This is a genomic window from Streptomyces sp. P9-2, from assembly GCF_051903975.1.
Lineage (GTDB): Bacteria > Actinomycetota > Actinomycetes > Streptomycetales > Streptomycetaceae > Streptomyces > Streptomyces cellulosae.
In genome coordinates, this window is record NZ_CP192633.1 from 1358065 (window position 1) to 1372607 (window position 14543).

General features: G+C 75.6%; 13 protein-coding genes and 1 pseudogene. 3 read left to right on the forward strand and 11 right to left on the reverse strand.

The window, feature by feature from the left end:
* Positions 1-21: 21 nt before the first annotated feature.
* A complete protein-coding gene (locus tag ACQY0Z_RS06415) occupies positions 22-393 on the forward strand; it encodes a DUF6479 family protein (RefSeq protein WP_189897714.1) in 372 nt (123 codons plus the stop codon).
* Between the two features lie 84 nt (positions 394-477).
* Here ACQY0Z_RS06415 and ACQY0Z_RS06420 read toward each other — a convergent pair whose 3' ends face one another.
* The 4 genes and pseudogenes from ACQY0Z_RS06420 to ACQY0Z_RS06435 all read right to left on the reverse strand — a co-directional run.
* The gene (locus tag ACQY0Z_RS06420; RefSeq protein ID WP_439811949.1) at positions 478-1242 is read right to left on the reverse strand and encodes a carboxypeptidase regulatory-like domain-containing protein; all 765 of its coding nucleotides are present in this window, start codon (positions 1240-1242) and stop codon (positions 478-480) included.
* 134 nt (positions 1243-1376) lie between these two features.
* Positions 1377-3080, reverse strand: a complete 1704-nt coding sequence (locus ACQY0Z_RS06425; protein WP_347225589.1) for a glycoside hydrolase family 13 protein — start codon at positions 3078-3080, stop codon at positions 1377-1379.
* Positions 3081-3227: 147 nt separating this feature from the next.
* Complete coding sequence (locus tag ACQY0Z_RS06430) at positions 3228-4214, reverse strand: nucleoside hydrolase (RefSeq protein ID WP_254588680.1); 987 nt, start codon at positions 4212-4214, stop codon at positions 3228-3230.
* 38 nt (positions 4215-4252) lie between these two features.
* Positions 4253-4509 (reverse strand): annotated as a pseudogene (locus tag ACQY0Z_RS06435) (threonine--tRNA ligase); the annotation flags it as partial.
* A gap of 245 nt (positions 4510-4754) precedes the next feature.
* On the opposite strand from ACQY0Z_RS06435, the gene ACQY0Z_RS06440 reads away from it, so the two are divergent.
* A complete protein-coding gene (locus ACQY0Z_RS06440) occupies positions 4755-5561 on the forward strand; it encodes a hypothetical protein (protein WP_189897721.1) in 807 nt (268 codons plus the stop codon).
* A gap of 456 nt (positions 5562-6017) precedes the next feature.
* On the opposite strand, the gene ACQY0Z_RS06445 is transcribed toward ACQY0Z_RS06440, so the two are convergent.
* The 3 genes from ACQY0Z_RS06445 to ACQY0Z_RS06455 form a co-directional block, all read right to left on the reverse strand.
* Positions 6018-6293 carry a hypothetical protein gene (locus tag ACQY0Z_RS06445; protein ID WP_189897723.1) on the reverse strand — a complete coding sequence of 92 codons (276 nt, stop codon included), beginning with the start codon at positions 6291-6293 and terminating at the stop codon, positions 6018-6020.
* Positions 6294-6343: 50 nt separating this feature from the next.
* A complete protein-coding gene (locus ACQY0Z_RS06450) occupies positions 6344-7090 on the reverse strand; it encodes a GAF and ANTAR domain-containing protein (RefSeq protein WP_381729289.1) in 747 nt (248 codons plus the stop codon).
* 281 nt (positions 7091-7371) lie between these two features.
* Entirely contained in the window at positions 7372-8715 is a 1344-nt protein-coding gene (locus tag ACQY0Z_RS06455) for a tetratricopeptide repeat protein (protein ID WP_254588370.1), read from the reverse strand.
* Positions 8716-8812: 97 nt separating this feature from the next.
* Here ACQY0Z_RS06455 and ACQY0Z_RS06460 point away from each other — a divergent pair, with 97 nt between their 5' ends.
* On the forward strand, positions 8813-8983 hold the full coding sequence (locus ACQY0Z_RS06460) for a hypothetical protein (protein WP_189897727.1): 171 nt from the start codon (positions 8813-8815) through the stop codon (positions 8981-8983).
* 21 nt (positions 8984-9004) lie between these two features.
* On the opposite strand, the gene ACQY0Z_RS06465 is transcribed toward ACQY0Z_RS06460, so the two are convergent.
* From ACQY0Z_RS06465 to ACQY0Z_RS06480, 4 genes are read right to left on the reverse strand one after another with little or no spacing between them, the layout of a single operon-like run.
* Positions 9005-10372: an extracellular solute-binding protein gene (locus ACQY0Z_RS06465; RefSeq protein ID WP_439811950.1), complete on the reverse strand. Its 1368-nt coding sequence runs from the start codon at positions 10370-10372 to the stop codon at positions 9005-9007.
* Positions 10372-13023: a substrate-binding domain-containing protein gene (locus ACQY0Z_RS06470; RefSeq protein ID WP_439811951.1), complete on the reverse strand. Its 2652-nt coding sequence runs from the start codon at positions 13021-13023 to the stop codon at positions 10372-10374. Before ACQY0Z_RS06470 ends, ACQY0Z_RS06465 begins: the two co-directional genes overlap by 1 nt.
* A gap of 4 nt (positions 13024-13027) precedes the next feature.
* Positions 13028-13390 (reverse strand): hypothetical protein, encoded by a 363-nt coding sequence (locus tag ACQY0Z_RS06475; protein WP_254588368.1) that lies wholly within the window; start codon positions 13388-13390, stop codon positions 13028-13030.
* Between the two features lie 9 nt (positions 13391-13399).
* Positions 13400-14542: a hypothetical protein gene (locus ACQY0Z_RS06480; RefSeq protein ID WP_439811952.1), complete on the reverse strand. Its 1143-nt coding sequence runs from the start codon at positions 14540-14542 to the stop codon at positions 13400-13402.
* Between the last annotated feature and the right edge of the window lies 1 nt (position 14543).

The following is a 14543-nucleotide window of genomic DNA, read 5'->3' on the forward strand; positions in this document are numbered from 1 at the left end:
TCCTGGTCCATACTCGGAAACATGAACACGGCAACGCTTGTACAGCTGGCCGCCGACACCCACCAGTGGGCCGTGGCAGCGGCCTTCATCGGCGGCATCATCGTGGCAGGTGGCCTGGTCTGGGCCGTCCGTGTGGGAATGCGGTACATGGACCAGGAGTCCCCCCGGCCCCAGCCCGACGAGCAGCCGAAGCTGCCGGACGGCGGGGCGGTGCGGGAGATGCGGGAGATGCGGGAGCCGGACGAGATACCGCTCACGCCGCGCAGCGGCTCGCGGCTGATGCCGTACGAGTTGCATCACGCGAGTACGAGGACCGGTAAGGACCAGAAGAGGAAACGGTGGCTGCCGGGGTCCAGCGGGGCGTTCGGGAGCGGGGGGCCGGGTCACGTGTGAGGTGCCGGTTCCGGAAGGCACGGGTGCCTGGCCGACCGGCGGTTCCCGAGGCTGGGCGCCCTGACCTGCCGTTCGCGCGCCGTTTCAGCGGGGCGGGACCGTCGACGCCTCCGGGGTCGGTGGACCCACCGTGATCTGAATCTGCTCGCTCGACGCCGACACGCCGTTCAGCGTCGCCGTCGCCTGCAACCGGTTCGCCCCCGCGGGCAGATCACGGCCGGGAGCGCAGCTCCACAACCCGTCCGCCCCCGCCGTGTCCGCACACACCTCGTTCCCGTCCTGGTCGGACACCGTCACCCGCGCCCCCGGGTACGCCGTGCCCGACGCGGCCGGCCGGTACCCCAGCGGCACCCCCGACTCGGGCCGGGACAGCACCGGCGACGGAAGCCCCACCGTCACCTGGCACCCCCCGCTCGCCCGCGTCACCCCCTCCGCGTCCGCGAGCCGCATCAAGCACCCGTCCAGCCGCGTCCCCGGCACCGCGTCGGCGGGCACCGCGAGGACGAAGGGGAAGGTGCCGGTCCGCCACGGGCTCTCCGCCGACGTGGCGGTGTACGCGGCGGTACGGCCGTCGGCGGCCACCTCGCCCCGGTAGCCGGCGACGGTGAGCGGTACGGCGGTGGCCTTCGCCCCGGCCGGAGCGGTCAGCGTCAGGCTGGAACCGAGGCCGAGCACGGGACCGGACAGCCCTGACGCCTCGACGATGCCGTCCCGTCCGGGCGGGATCGTCACGGACCCCCAGAGCACGCGCTCGCCTGCCGCCGCGGAAGGCGGGGCGGCCGGCCACCCGCCCGTGAGAATCCCGGCCGCCGTCAACACGGCGGCCGCTGCCTTGCTGGACCTGTTCATCGTGGAGGGGCTCCCTGTACGCCGGAGGTCGGACACACCTGCGGCCGACTCTGACGTCCGCCTCCGCGTCCCGCCCGCGCTGAACCGCCGTACGGGTGTCCGCGGCACCGCGTGATGCCGCGGACACCCTCACCTCACCGCGTCAGCCAGGCCGTCGTGTCCGGCGGCAGATGGCCGTCCTCCAGCGGGGCGCTGGTCAGGGCCACCTCGCCCGGCGGGAGCGGGACCGGAGCGGCGGACAGGTTCGTCACGCAGCGCCAGCCGTCGCCCCGGTCGAACTGGAGGACCCCCTCCGGGGTGTCCTCCGCCCACTTCAGCGTCTCGCCGTCGATCAGCTTGCGGCGCAGGCGCAGGGCCGTGCGGTACAGCTCCAGGGTGGAGCCCTCCACCCCGTCCTGCGCCTCCACGGAGTACGCCGCGAAGGACGGCGGCTGCGGCAGCCACGCGCCGTTCGCGCCGAAGCCGTACGACGGGCCGGTCGTGGTCCACGGCAGCGGGACGCGACAGCCGTCGCGGCCCTTGCGGACGCGGCCGGTCTGCTCCCAGATGGGGTCCTGGAGGACGGACGTGGGCAGGTCGGCGACCTCGGGCAGGCCCAGTTCCTCGCCCTGGTAGACGTACGCCGAGCCGGGCAGCGCCAGCATCAGCAGGGTGGCGGCGCGGGCCCGCCGCAGGCCCGCCTCCGGGTCGACGGCGGGAGCCTTGCCGCCGGACAGCAGCCAGGCGTTGGTGTCCGTGCCGGGCGGCAGCATCAGCCGGGAGGCGTGCCGGATCACGTCGTGGTTGGACAGCACCCAGGTCGCGGACGCGCCGGCCGCCTGGGCGGTCGCCAGGGAGTCGGTGATGACCTGGCGCAGCTCGTCCGCGTCCCACACGGCCTCGAGGTACTCGAAGTTGAAGGCCTGGCCCAGCTCGTCCGGACGGGCGTACAGGGCGCGCCGCGCGCCGGGCACCCACGCCTCCGCCACGGCCGTGCGCGGCGGGGTGTACGTGTCGAAGATCTTCCGCCAGTCGCGGTAGATCTCGTGCGTCTCGTCGCGGTCGTAGAACGGGTGCGTGCCGGGCGCGAAGTCGACGAGGGCAGCCTCGCCGCCGGCCGCGTGGTCGCCGAGGTCGCGCAGCGGCTCCTCGAGGTCCTTGGTGAGGGCGTGCGCCACGTCGATCCGGAAGCCGTCCACGCCCCGGTCGGACCAGAAGCGCAGGGTGGTGCGGAAGTCCTCGCGGACGTCCGGGTGGTCCCAGTTCAGGTCGGGCTGCTCGGCGGCGAACAGATGCAGGTACCACTGCCCGTCCGGCACCCGCTGCCAGGCGCTGCCGCCGAACACGGACTGCCAGTCGGTGGGCGGCAGCTCACCGCTCGCCCCGCGTCCGTCGCGGAAGACGTAACGGTCGCGGGCCGGGGAGCCGGGCCCGGCCCGCAGCGCCTCCTGGAACCAGACGTGCTGGTGGGAGGTGTGGTTGGGGACGATGTCGACGATCACCTTCAGCCCGAGCCGGTGCGCCTCGCGGACCAGCGCGTCGAAGTCGTCGAGGGTGCCAAGACGCGGGTCGACGTCTCGCGGGTCGGCGACGTCGTAGCCGCCGTCGGCCAGCTCGGACGGGTAGAACGGGCTGAGCCACAGGGCGTCGACGCCCAGCGCGGACAGATGCGTGAGGCGCCGCGTGATGCCGCGCAGGTCGCCCAGTCCGTCGCCGTCGGCGTCGGCGAAGCTGCGGGGGTAGATCTGGTAGACGACCGCCTGCCGCCACCAGTCGGGGTCGCGGGAGGAGAGGTCGGGCGTGGCGTCGGGGGCGGGGTGCGGCGGCCGGGGGTCGGGCGCGGTGGGGCGGTCGGTCACGCGGGGTCTCCTCTGGGTGTGCGGGTACCGGCGGAGAAACTGACCAGAACACCGTAAAAGCGAACGCACCGGTAACGGGGTGCCATTCCGCCCGGGTGTGGCGGACCGCACGTCCGCCGGGCGCACCTGGATCGCACCGGCGTCCGACTAGGGAGTGAAGTGTTCGACCGTGGTCAGGTAGAGCTTCACACAGCGCTCCACGTCCACGTCCAGACCCACGTCCACCAGGGTCTGCTCGCGGGTGCCCTCGTGCAGCTCCGACTCCCCGATGCGGGGGCGGCGGTCGACGATCGTCTGGCCGCGCGCCGGCCCGGGCGCCAGGGACACCTCGACGGGGAGGCGGTGGGTGGTCAGCCCCTCCGGGTCGGCGACGGCGCACAGCGCGCCCGCGTCGCCGAGCCCGCCGGAGTCCTCGCCGGGGTCGTCGGGACGGCTGTCCGGGTGGGCGGGGCGGTGCGCGAGGAGGTCGCCGGCCAGCCGGGCGCCCGGTTCGTCGCTCGCGCGCAGCCGCCGCACGTCGGCGCCGGGGACGACGACCCGGGTGAACACGTCCAGCCCGTACATGGTGATCGGCACGCCCGCGGTGAGCGTGATCGCGGCGGCCTCCGGGTCGTGCCACACGTTGAACTCGGCCACCGGGGTGGCGTTCCCGGCGCCCGCCGCGCCGCCCATGAACACGATCCGCTCGATGTTGCGGGTCACCTCGGGGTGGGTGCGCAGCAGCAGGGCGACGTTGGTGAGGGGCGCGGTCGGCACGAGGGTGACCGGGCGGGGCGAGGCGAGGATCTCGCGGCGCAGCAGCGTCACCGCGTCCGCGTCGACCGGGGTGCGGGCCGGGGCGGGCAGGGCGAGGTCGCCCATGCCGTCGTGACCGTGGACGTGTCGGGCGGAGCGCGGCGCCTCGATCAGCGGGCGCTCGGCGCCCCGCGCCACCGGCACGTCCCCCGCGCCCGCCCGCTCCAGCACGGTCAGCGTGTTGCGTACCACGCCGTCCACGTCCGTGTTCCCGGCGACGCAGGTGACGGCCCGCAGGTCGATCCCGGGGTGCCGTACGGCGAACAGCAGCGCCAGGGCGTCGTCGACCCCGGTGTCGCAGTCGATGATCACCGGGACCGGCCGGCTGCCGTTGCTCACGACGGACTCCTTCCGCGGGCGGGGGCTGCGCGTCGACCTTACGCGGGCTCCCGGAGCGCGGTCCCGTGTGCGCGCACCCGCCGCTCGACGCGTCGCAGGAATTCCGCCACCGGCAGCACGCCGGGCCGTCTCCCGTCCCGCAGCCGTACGGCGGCCAGGCCGTCCGCGGGCCTCCCACTCGCCGAGCACCGCCTGAGTACGGCACCAGGCGGACGCGACGGATGCGGGCGCCAAGACTGCCCTCGGCGGGCCCGCTCACCTCGGCCCGCAGCCCGGGCGCCGTCTCCCGGGGCACTCGCCCCGGGGCTTCGTCAGTGGTCAGCTGTCAGCGCGCCGGGACGGTCCCCGGCGTCGTCGTGCGGGGCACATGGGCGCGCTGCATCGGGCGGACGGCAGCGACGGTCGGGCGGCGGGCGCACACGCTTTTCGCGGGGCTCACGGCAGGCGTGCGGGTGCTCACCCGGACGGCTCGCCGCGCTGGTGGGGGACCTGCGCCGGTGGTGCCGTAGGAGCACGACCCGGCCCCGAGGAGGCAGCCCGATGACCCGTGCCCGCGCCCTGCTCGCCTCCGCGCTGTCGGTCACCGTCCCGCTGATCACGGCAGCCTGCGTGGCGTACGAGCGGGACGTGCCGCGGGCCCTGCCCCAGGGGGTGTCCGAGCCGCCCCCCGCGACCTCGCCCTCCCCGTCGGCGACGGCGTCGCCCTCCGCGGTGACCGGGCGGTCCTCACCCGTGCTGAACGACGAGCAGCTCAAAGCCGCGCTGATCACCGAGGCGGACCTGGGCCCGCCGTGGGCGGTCGCCCAAGGGCCCGCGCTGTGGCGGGACGGCACGCTGAAGTCGACCGCGGAGGACGGGGACTGCCGGCGGCTGATGGAGATCCTCTACACGGAGGAGCCGTTCGGCGTCCCGGCGGGGCCGCGCGCCTCGGTCACCCTCGACGACACCGCCGAGGGCACCCAGCTGCGCGAACAGATCGGCGCGCACCGGCCGGACGACGTGAAGCGCGCGCTGGCCTGGCTGGCCACGCTGCCCGAGAAGTGCGGGACCTTCCGCGCGGACACCGCCCGGTCCGGCGTCCAGGAGGTCGAGGTGACGGAACTGCCCCTGCCGGAGACCTCAGGCGACGCCCGCGCCGCGCTCCGGGTCACGCTGACCGGCGGCGAACCGGACGCGGCCCCGGCCCGCCTCACGGTGGACCTAGCGGCGATCCGCGTGGGCGAGGACGCGATCGTCCTCACCAACGGCGGCTTCGGCGAGGTACGGGCGGAGGTCACCCAGGCGATGTCCCAGCTCGCGGCGGACCGATTGGCGGAGGTGGCGCGGCAGGGGCGGCTGCGGGTGTGAGGGGCGGGCGGCCCTCGGGGCCGCCGGTGCCGCGCTGGCCGGGGGGACGTCGGCCCGGCACTCGTCGCCCCGGCCACCCAGACTCGGCCGCGGTGGGCGTGCGAGGCGGCGGACCATGTCAGGCGCCACCGGAGGCCGCGGTGCCTGGAGGCAGTGGGGCCGAGGGCCGACCCCCAGCCGACCGAGCCCGCGCTCCCGTGGGCGTTCGATTCGGAAGGCGTCGGCCGCTTGCAAGGCAATGCCGGGGCCGGTGAGGGCGATGGCCGCCCCCACTCACCTCCGGCGCACCCGATCCGGCGACAACCGGCGGCGGAAGGCGGCCACCACTTGCCCGACACCGCCCACGGCCGTGGAGCCGTCCCTTCTCGTCTGCGGGACACGCGCTCGGGCGGGCGTGCGGCACGAAGGTGGCAGCCACTGCTCCCGGCGCCTCCGAAGACCGCGGAGCCGTAAGGCTCAGCTCATCGCGTCGACGGCCTGCTTGGCCTCCACGAGGCTCGCGCCCGTGGACTCGCGGTACAGCTTGATCGCCTGGACCTGCTTGCCGTCCCTCACCAGGGCGAGGATCTCGTCCTTCCTCGGTACCTCCTCCTCCAGGCCCAAGTGCCGCATGACCGTGTCGAGTTTGCGCTCCACGCGGGCGACGCGGCGCTCGGAGCGGGTCAGCTGGGTCTGGATCGAGGCCACGCCGAGAACGACGACGCAGGTGCAGAAGAGGATGGCTATGTCCATGAGCGCAAAGCCTAGGCCGTGGACGGCACTTGATCACCGGGATCGCCTGCTCAGGGCGTGTCGAAGCGGCGCCGGCGGGCGACGACGTCGAGGGCCGCCTCCAGCACGGTGCGGTCGTGAGCGAAGGCGTCGCCGCGCAGCCGCGCCAGGGCGTCGTCGGCGCCCACGCCGAGCTGGGCCATGATCATGCCGACCGCCTGGTGCACCCGGTCGTGGTCGGCGGCCAGCCCGCTGAGCCAGCCCTCGTCGCCGTCCCGCGCGTCGTGCGGCAGGTCCGTCAGCGCGACGGTCATCACGCCGGCCACCAGCAGGGCCACGTGCAGCTGGTGCGCGGTGAGGCTGCCGGGGGAGGCGCTGTAGAGGTCGAGGGTGCCGACGCAGACGGCGGTGGAGCCGAGGGGGAGCGCGTACACGGCGCGCACGCCGGAGCCCAGTGCCTGCTGTGTGAACACCGGCCAGCGGGCGGCGCAGACGCCGTCCTCCAGATCGCGGGCGAGGACGGGCGCGCCGGTGCGCAGCACGTGGTGGCAGGGGCCGTCACCGAGGGTGGCCTGGAGCTGCGCCAGCCGCGAGGCGCCACCGCCGGACGCGGCGAGCTGCAGCGGCATGCTGTCACCGCGCAGCGACACGGAGGCGCCGTCCACGGGCAGCAGGTCCACGGCCACCGCGCACAGCCGCCCGGGCGCCTCGGCGGGTGCGGCCCCGCGCAGCCCCGCCGCGATGGCCCCGACCGCCCGCTCGTACTCCCCGCCGTCCCGTCCACCCCCCGGGCCGTCCCCGGGCCGCACGCCAACCACTTCCCCTCACCAGCAGAAACGCGGACCGACTACCCGAGGCGGGGGAGGTGAAACCGAGCGGGGCGCCGGGGACCGGGCCGGCCTTCGGGGGGGCCGGGCGTGGGGAACGGGCGAGGCGTCGGCCCGGGATGCCGCCGGCGGTCGGTGTCGGCGCGACGGCAGGAGTCGCGGGGGTCGGCCCCCAGAGCCCCCCGCCCGGCACGCCGCCGCTCGCCGGCACCCCGGTCCAGGTCGCGTGGCCCCGTCGGCGGGAGGGGGGACGGCTCCCGTACCCCCACGCCTCACACCGGCGGCTGCGCCGGTGCCGGACCCAGCGTCGTCGTGCCCGGGGCCGTGCGGTGGCCCAGGCCTGTGCGGTAGGCGTCCAGGGCCGCCTCCACCCGGCCCGTGCGGCGGAGGAGGTCGCCGAGGAGGCGGCACAGGTCGGCCAGGTCGCCCGCCGCTCCCGCGCGTTCCAGCAGGCTGAGCGCGCGCACGTAGTGCTCCTCCGCCTGCTCCGTGTCGCGGGCGTCCTCCGCGATGATGCCGAGCAGCCGGTGCGCGGCCGCCGCGTGCACCGCGCCCCGCTCGGGCGACAGCCCGCCCAGCACGTCCCGCAGCAGCTCCGCCGCGTCCTCGGACCGTCCGCGCCGGTGCAGCACGTCGGCCAGTTCGACGGTGAGCTGGCTGGTGTACAGGGTCGCGCGGGCCGCGGACAGCATGTGCAGCGCCTCCCGCATCTCCGTCTCCGCCCGCTCCAGCTCGCCGTTCTGCGCGTACACGTACCCGCGCATCCAGTGACAGTTGGCCAGCTCGGTGCGCAGCTGCAGGCCCCGGTACAGCTCGGCCGCCTTGGCCAGCGACGCGTCCGCCTCCGCGAGGCGGCCCTCGGCGAGCAGGGTGCGGGCCACCGAGCGGTGCATGCGCGCCACCAGCGCCGGGTCGCCGGACTGCGGGGCCAGCGCCAGCGCGAACTCCGCGGCCTGCGCGGCCCGCGCGTGCGCCCCCATGTCCATGTACGGCCCGATGACGCTGGCGTACAGCAGGAGCAGCGCGTCCGGGTCGTGCAGCCCGCCCCGGTTCAGCTCGTCGATCGCGCTCTCCAGCAGGTACACCGCGTACCGCAGCTCCCCCGCGAGATAGTGCGCCACGGCCCGGCCGCGCAGCGCCGGCACCCGCGCGGGCAGCGGCGCGTCCGCGAGCCGCGCCTCCGCCTCCTCGAAGTACCGCCGCCCGTCGGCGAGTTCGCCGGTGTCCAGCGCGCACTCCCCGAGCCCGAGCAGCGCGGCGGCCTGCTCCTCCGGCAGCCCCTGCGCCTGCGCCTCGGCCAGCAGCGCCGTGTACTGCTGCACCGCCGACTCCGCCTCCCCGACGGCGAGGGCGCGCTGCGCCTCGGTCAGCCCCAGCCGCAGTTCGGTCACGCGGCGCGCCGAACGCCCGGTCGCCAGTTCGTCGAACTCGACTCCGAGCCGCTCCGCGAGATGCCGCAGCGCCCCGTCGGAGGGGCGCACCCGGCCGGCCTCCAGGGTGGAGATGTAGGCGGGCGTGTACACCGGCTCCGCCAGCTGTTTCTGTGTCAGCCCACGTGCCACGCGAAGCTGCTGCACCCGCCGCCCGATCGTGCCCGGCTCGTCCCGCTCCCCCACGCCAACTCCCCCGATGCCCCTTGCCGTTCGTGTCGGACAGCCCCTAGGTTAAACCGCGAATTAAACCCGCTTAACCCGTCGCTGTTGCGAGGTCGCCGTGCTGCAACGCACCCGCCCCACCGAGCGTTACGCCCGAGGCTTCGTCGCGGCTCTCGCCGCGGTCGCGGCGCTGGTCCTGGCGGCGAACGCGGGCCCGGCCAAGGCGGCCGCCCCGGACGCCGGCTCCCGGACCACCGCACCGGCGGAGGTGGAGGCCGCGGAGCGGTAGGGCGACGGCCACAAAGACACCTCAGCCGGGCAGGGCCCTGCGCAGCGCCTCGTCCAGGCGCCGCGCCGTGCTGTCCAGCTCGTCCTCGTCGGCCGAGCCCGTCTCGACGAGCGGACCGAGCTGCGTGATCAGGGTCTGCGTGAAGGCGCCGTAGAGCGGTGTCCTCGGGCGGTGCACGGCCCGCTCCAGCGCCTTCTTCAGCTTCAGGTCCGAGAGCCCGGGACGTCCCCCGTCCCCGCGCGGCACCTCGTCGGGCTCACCCGTCGGGGACGGCGCGGGAGCGGCGGAGATCTCCGCGGGGCACCGCGGCGAACGGCCGTACGCCGAGTCACGGGTCGCCGCGAACCCGGCCTCCAGCAGGCAGCGTTCGCCCTGCCGCCCGGTGAGGAACCGGATCAGCTCGGTCGCCTTCCGCGCCCGCTCGGACGTCGTGGTCACCGCCAGGTTCTGCCCGCCGAGCACCGCCCGACCGGGCAGCGGCGCCACCCCCAGCCGCTTCCCGAAGGCCCGGTACAGCGTCGGGTAGGCGGAGGGCCAGGCACGCAGGAAGGCCGTACGCCCCACGGTGAACTCGCTGGTCGACTCCGCCTCGTCGTGCTTCTTCGCGTCGGGGGAGACGTACGCCGGGTCGACACGGCGTACGAGTTCCCGCACGCCCCTCCGCAGCTGCTCCACGTCCCCCGTGTAGCGGCCGTCCTCGTCCACCAGCCTCAGGCCGGGCACCGCCGTGGCGAACGCCTCCATCGCGTTGACCGTGCGACCCTCGTACGGGTCGAGCTGGGTGGTCCAGCCGTTGGCGAAGTCCTCGGCGCCGAGCCGGTCGTCCAGGGTGGTGATGTGCCCGCGCAGCTGCTCCCAGGTGAAGCCCTCCGGGACGTACGGCTCCTCCACGCCCGCCTTCCGCAGCAGGTCGGCCCGGTAGTACAGCAGGCCGACGTCGCTGTTGAACGGCACCGCGTAGACCTTCCCGTCCCACCGGGCGGTCTCCGCGACCGGGCCGATGACGTCCGCGTCGACGAGGTCGTCGGGCAGCGCCCGCACCAGCCCGGCCTCCGCGAACTCCGGCACCCAGGTCACGTCCAGGTTCACCACGTCGTACCGGGCGCTGCCGGACTGCAGGGCGCCCAGCAGCTGGCTGCGCTGCTCGTCGGCGCTGCCCGGCAGCTCCACCAGCCGCGCCTGGTACTTGGAACCCGCCTTCTGCTGCGCGCGGTTCCACGCGTCGATGAGCCGCTGCCGTACGCCGTTGCTGCCGGTGACGTCCCGGCCGCTGGCCACGACGATCGTGCCGGGTTTCTCCTCCTCGGCCCGGTCGGGCGCCGTGTCGGCGCCGCCCGTGCAGGCGGCGAGCAGCAGCAGCGCGAGCAGTGCGGTGAGCCTTCGCGGCATCAGTCGTCCCCCGTTCCGATGCGGGCGATCTCGTCGTGCAGGGCGGCGCCCACGTCGTCCCCCGCGTCCAGGCAGCGCCCGCCGCTCACCTCGGCGATCCGCTGGTCCGGGCGGCCCTCGTCACAGCCTCCGCTCCCCAGGACGGCCACGGTCACCGGCACCCCGCTCGCCCCGGCCCGGTCCAGCACCTCCCGCAGCCGTCCGCCCTCCAGGTACGTGCCGTGCCGGCCGTCGGTAATGTGCACGATCATCTGGGGCCGGCCGTCGTCCCCCCGGTCCTCCATCTCGTCGAACGCCGCGAGCAGCGCCGCGTGCGGGTCGGCCGAGGCGTCGCGCACCCGGGCCCGCTCGTCGACGGCCTCCTCGGCGTCCTGCCGCCGGTGCCTGCCGAACCCGAGCAGCGTCTCGTACGGGCCGTCGCCGGTGTCGGCGACCGCCCAGACGCCGTACTCGTCGTCGGAGCCGAGACCGCCCAGCGTCTGCCGCAGCAGACCGGGTCCGCCGCTGGGCCCCTGCCACAGGCCGGCCATGGAACCGGAGCTGTCCAGCAGGAACAGCACCCGGCCGGGACCGCCGTACGCCTGGTAGGCGCCGAGCGCCCGCTCCATCTCGTCCCGCCCGGCCGACGCGTCGAGCGGGCTGGGCGCGTACGACACGACGTCGAGGTCCACGCCCTCGTCGATCGGCTCCAGCGTGCCGGGGTCGCGGAAGCCGTACCGGGCGAACACCTTCCGGCCGCCGTCGCCAGCCAGCCAGTCGCGGAAGGAGGCCACCGCCGCGTCCCGGGCCGAGGCGTCGGCCTCACCGCCGTCCCAGCGCACCCGCACGAACACCGGGTCCATCCCGGGCACGTCGGCGGGGTACAGGGCCGTGCGCGGGGCGCGGACGGTGCCCTCGCAGTCGACCGCGCTGAGGAGCAGGAACTCCGGCACGAGGGCGGCGGTGCGGTCGTCCACGGCGTCGTCGTCGGGCAGGGCGCACAACAGGTCGCCGGCCGTGGGGGAGGGCGGTCCCGGCTGCCGGACCATGGTCTCCCCGCGGGCCACGGCCGCCGTGTCGCCGTACAGGCCGACGGTGGCGAGCAGTCCGGAGTCGGTGAACTCGGGGTCGGGGCGGCGCACGCCCGTGTCCTCGGCGCGCGCGGTCAGCGCCTCGATCATCTCGGTCAGGGGCCGTCCGGTGACCTCGTTCAGCGGCTCGGGCGCGAGGCGCGACGGCACGGCGAGCACGACGGGGGAGCGGGCGAGGGGCCGCTCCCCCGGCTCCAGCTCCGCGACGGCGTCCGTGTCCTGCTGCTCCAGCACCCGGTCGACCTCGGCGCGGGAGCCGGGGATCCACACGTCGGGCTGCGGGCCGATGTCGCGCTGCGGGTCGACCTCGTCGGCCCCGGGCTCCTTCCAGGCGTCCGTGTGCCGGCGCAACGCCTCGACCACGTCGGAGGAGCCCGCGCTGTAGACGGTGATGCCGGTGCGCCGGCAGCCCGCCTCGGTGGTGTTCGCCTCGGAGGTGAGGTAGGCGTCGGCGGCCGCGCGGAAGGTGTCCTCCAGGTCCGGGTCGGTCAGCACGCGCAGTTCGAGCGGCGGGGCGCAGTGGGTGTCGTCCCCGCCGGCCAGGCCCAGCGGCCCGTACAGGCCGACGCCGAGCATGCCGAGGGCGACCAGCACCGGCAGGGCGAACCGGAGCAGGATGCCTCCGGACGGCCGCTTCCCCCCGCCCGCGCCCCGGCGGGCGTGCTGACGCCGGCGCCGCGCACGGGACCACGTCGCCGCCAGGGCGCGCGGGCGCCGCCACAGCGCCGCCGTCCACGCCGGGAGGCGGCGGCGCGGACGCGGGGAAGGGTCCGGCGGGCCGGGGTCGGGGTCCGGGCGCGCCGGGCCGGAACCGCCCGGCACCAGGAGCGGAACCTCGGGGCCCTTCCTGCCCAGCGTCACCTCGGCGCCCGCGTCGGCGCGCAGCTGCGGCTCCCAGGGTTCGTTGCGCAGGGTGCGGCGCTTCTGCTCGGCCATGCGCTCCCGCAGCCGGGCGGCGAGCCGGGAGACGGCCGTGCCGCCCTCCTCGCGGAGCAGCTCCGCCAGATTCTTCGTGTACGGCGTGGCGGTGCCCGGGGCGCCCGCGTCGATACGGTGGTTGGCCTGCACGCTCATCAGCAGCACGACGCGCCGCTTGTCCTCGAAGTGCTCCCATACCCGGGCCGCGTTGCCCGCGAAGCAGCAGTCGAGGATCACCACGATGCGGTCGGCGCGGCTCGTGGCCAGCACCGTCCCCATCAGGTCGCTGAACGACACGGCGGCGTTGAACACCGTGTGCTCGCCCGCGAACACCTGGGCGTCGCACAGCTGCAGATACAGCTCGTCGCCCCCGCTGGGGATCGCCCCGTGCCCGGCGAAGTAGACCAGCAGCAGGCCACTGGCCTCGCTGGCGACCCGTTGCAGCTCCCGTGCCGCCTCGGCGAAGTCCGGCGACGACAGCGGAACGATGTCCCTGTCGGCGAACACCCCCGCACGCACCAGCGCCTCACGCAGCACGGGCACGTTCTTCTCCACGGCCCGCAGCGTGCCCGGCACCCCGTGCGGCGGCTCCGTGTACCGGTAGTCGGACACACCGATCAGCAGCGCCCGGTCCATCGGCTCCCCCGCGTCCTCAGGCTGCACCGGCCTACCTGTCGTCGCGGTTCACCGGTTCGACTCTGCCCTGCGGCGGTTCGCCGTCCTCGACCTGGCGGCGGTTGTCCCGCCAGGCCCGCACACCGTTCCTGACCTGGTCCAGCAGCTCCTGGAACACCACGGTGGCGCCCGCCGACGTGAGGGCGATGACGATCTCCTGGCTGGTCCCCATCGGCGCGCCGCCGCGGTCGGTCGCGGGCCTCTCGAAGAGCCGCAGCCTGCCGTCCCGCACCAGGTCGTCCAGCGGCTTCTCCCGCTCCAGCCAGTTGCGCAGGGCGGTGACGTCACCCTCCGTCGCGTTCCCGTCCAGCCGTATGCAGATGTCCTGGTCGGCCACTCCGTCCCCCTCAGCCATAACTCCCCATCATGGCACCGCGGTCGCCCCCTGGGGAGGGTCCGTACGCAGGTGCCCTGCGGGCACCGCCCCGCGCCCCTGCACCTCACGCAGCCGGCGCCGCACATGCTCCACGGCCCCCTCCCGGCGCCCCGGCACCCGGCTCCTCAACTCCACCAGGCGCACACCCAGTTCACGCACGCGCACCGGGTCGCCGACCCGGCCCCACTGGTGGTGGGCGCGGTCCACGGCCGCCTCCACGGCGGGCGCGTCGGCCGGCTGCCCGGCGGCCAGGCGGGTGCCCGCCAGCGCCATCCACGCACCGCAACTGCGCGCCGCGTCGCCCGCCAGCATCGCCAGGTCCGCGCGGACCTCGGTCCAATGCAGCGCCTCCTCCGACACCGGTCCGTGCGCCAGCGCCGCCGCCTGCTCGAGCCGCGCGGCCAGTGCGTCCGCCTCCGCGTGGCGTCCCGCCCGCACGGCCTCCGTGACCGCCGCGTGCGGGTCGCCCGGCAGCGGCCCGCGCTGCGCCAGCACCAGGTCGGTGCCGACGCCCTCCGGCGCGATCCGGGCCAGCGTCCGCTGGTGCAGCTCCTCCTCCGGCAGCCGCCGCCCGCTGCGCAGCAGCGTCGCCAGCGCCTTCATGTACGTCGGCACCGCCACCGCGCGCCGGGACGGGGGAGGCGGGGCGACGCGACCGTAGACAGCCGCGTCGCGGCCGCAGTCCAGCGGGAACGCCCGGCCCGGAGCGGGCGGCTCGCACAGCGCCCGCCAGGCGTCCGCGTCGGCGCGCAGGTCGAGGAACAGCGTCGTCGCGCCGGCCGGGCGCAGCCGCAGCTCGTCCCGGAACCAGTGCCAGGGCAGCGCCGTGTACCGCACGGTCGCCGGGGTGGTGCGGGCCAGCGCCAGGTGCGGCAGCCGCTGCCTGCGGTCCAGGCGCAGCTCCCCCGCCACGTACACGGTGAGCGGTCCTGGCGCCGCGGCCGCCGCGCGCAGCCGGGTCAGCACCGCCTGCGGCTCCAGCGGGTCGGCCAGCTCCACGACGTTCGCGGTGTCCGCGCCGGACAGCACCGACGGGGGCACCGCCGCGAGCACGGGGAGCACGGACGCGGCGTCCACCAGCCGTCCACGGCCCAGCGGCGACGCCGCCAGCAGCAGCACGGTCCCGGGCATG

Coding starts and splice junctions, on each gene's coding strand:
- ACQY0Z_RS06415 (WP_189897714.1), top strand. CDS start 22: ATGAACACGGCAACGCTTGTACAGCTGGCCGCCGACACCCACCAGTGG.
- ACQY0Z_RS06420 (WP_439811949.1), bottom strand. CDS start 1,242: ATGAACAGGTCCAGCAAGGCAGCGGCCGCCGTGTTGACGGCGGCCGGG.
- ACQY0Z_RS06440 (WP_189897721.1), top strand. CDS start 4,755: ATGACCCGTGCCCGCGCCCTGCTCGCCTCCGCGCTGTCGGTCACCGTC.
- ACQY0Z_RS06445 (WP_189897723.1), bottom strand. CDS start 6,293: ATGGACATAGCCATCCTCTTCTGCACCTGCGTCGTCGTTCTCGGCGTG.
- ACQY0Z_RS06465 (WP_439811950.1), bottom strand. CDS start 10,372: ATGCCGCGAAGGCTCACCGCACTGCTCGCGCTGCTGCTGCTCGCCGCC.
- ACQY0Z_RS06475 (WP_254588368.1), bottom strand. CDS start 13,390: ATGGCTGAGGGGGACGGAGTGGCCGACCAGGACATCTGCATACGGCTG.
- ACQY0Z_RS06480 (WP_439811952.1), bottom strand. CDS start 14,542: ATGCCCGGGACCGTGCTGCTGCTGGCGGCGTCGCCGCTGGGCCGTGGA.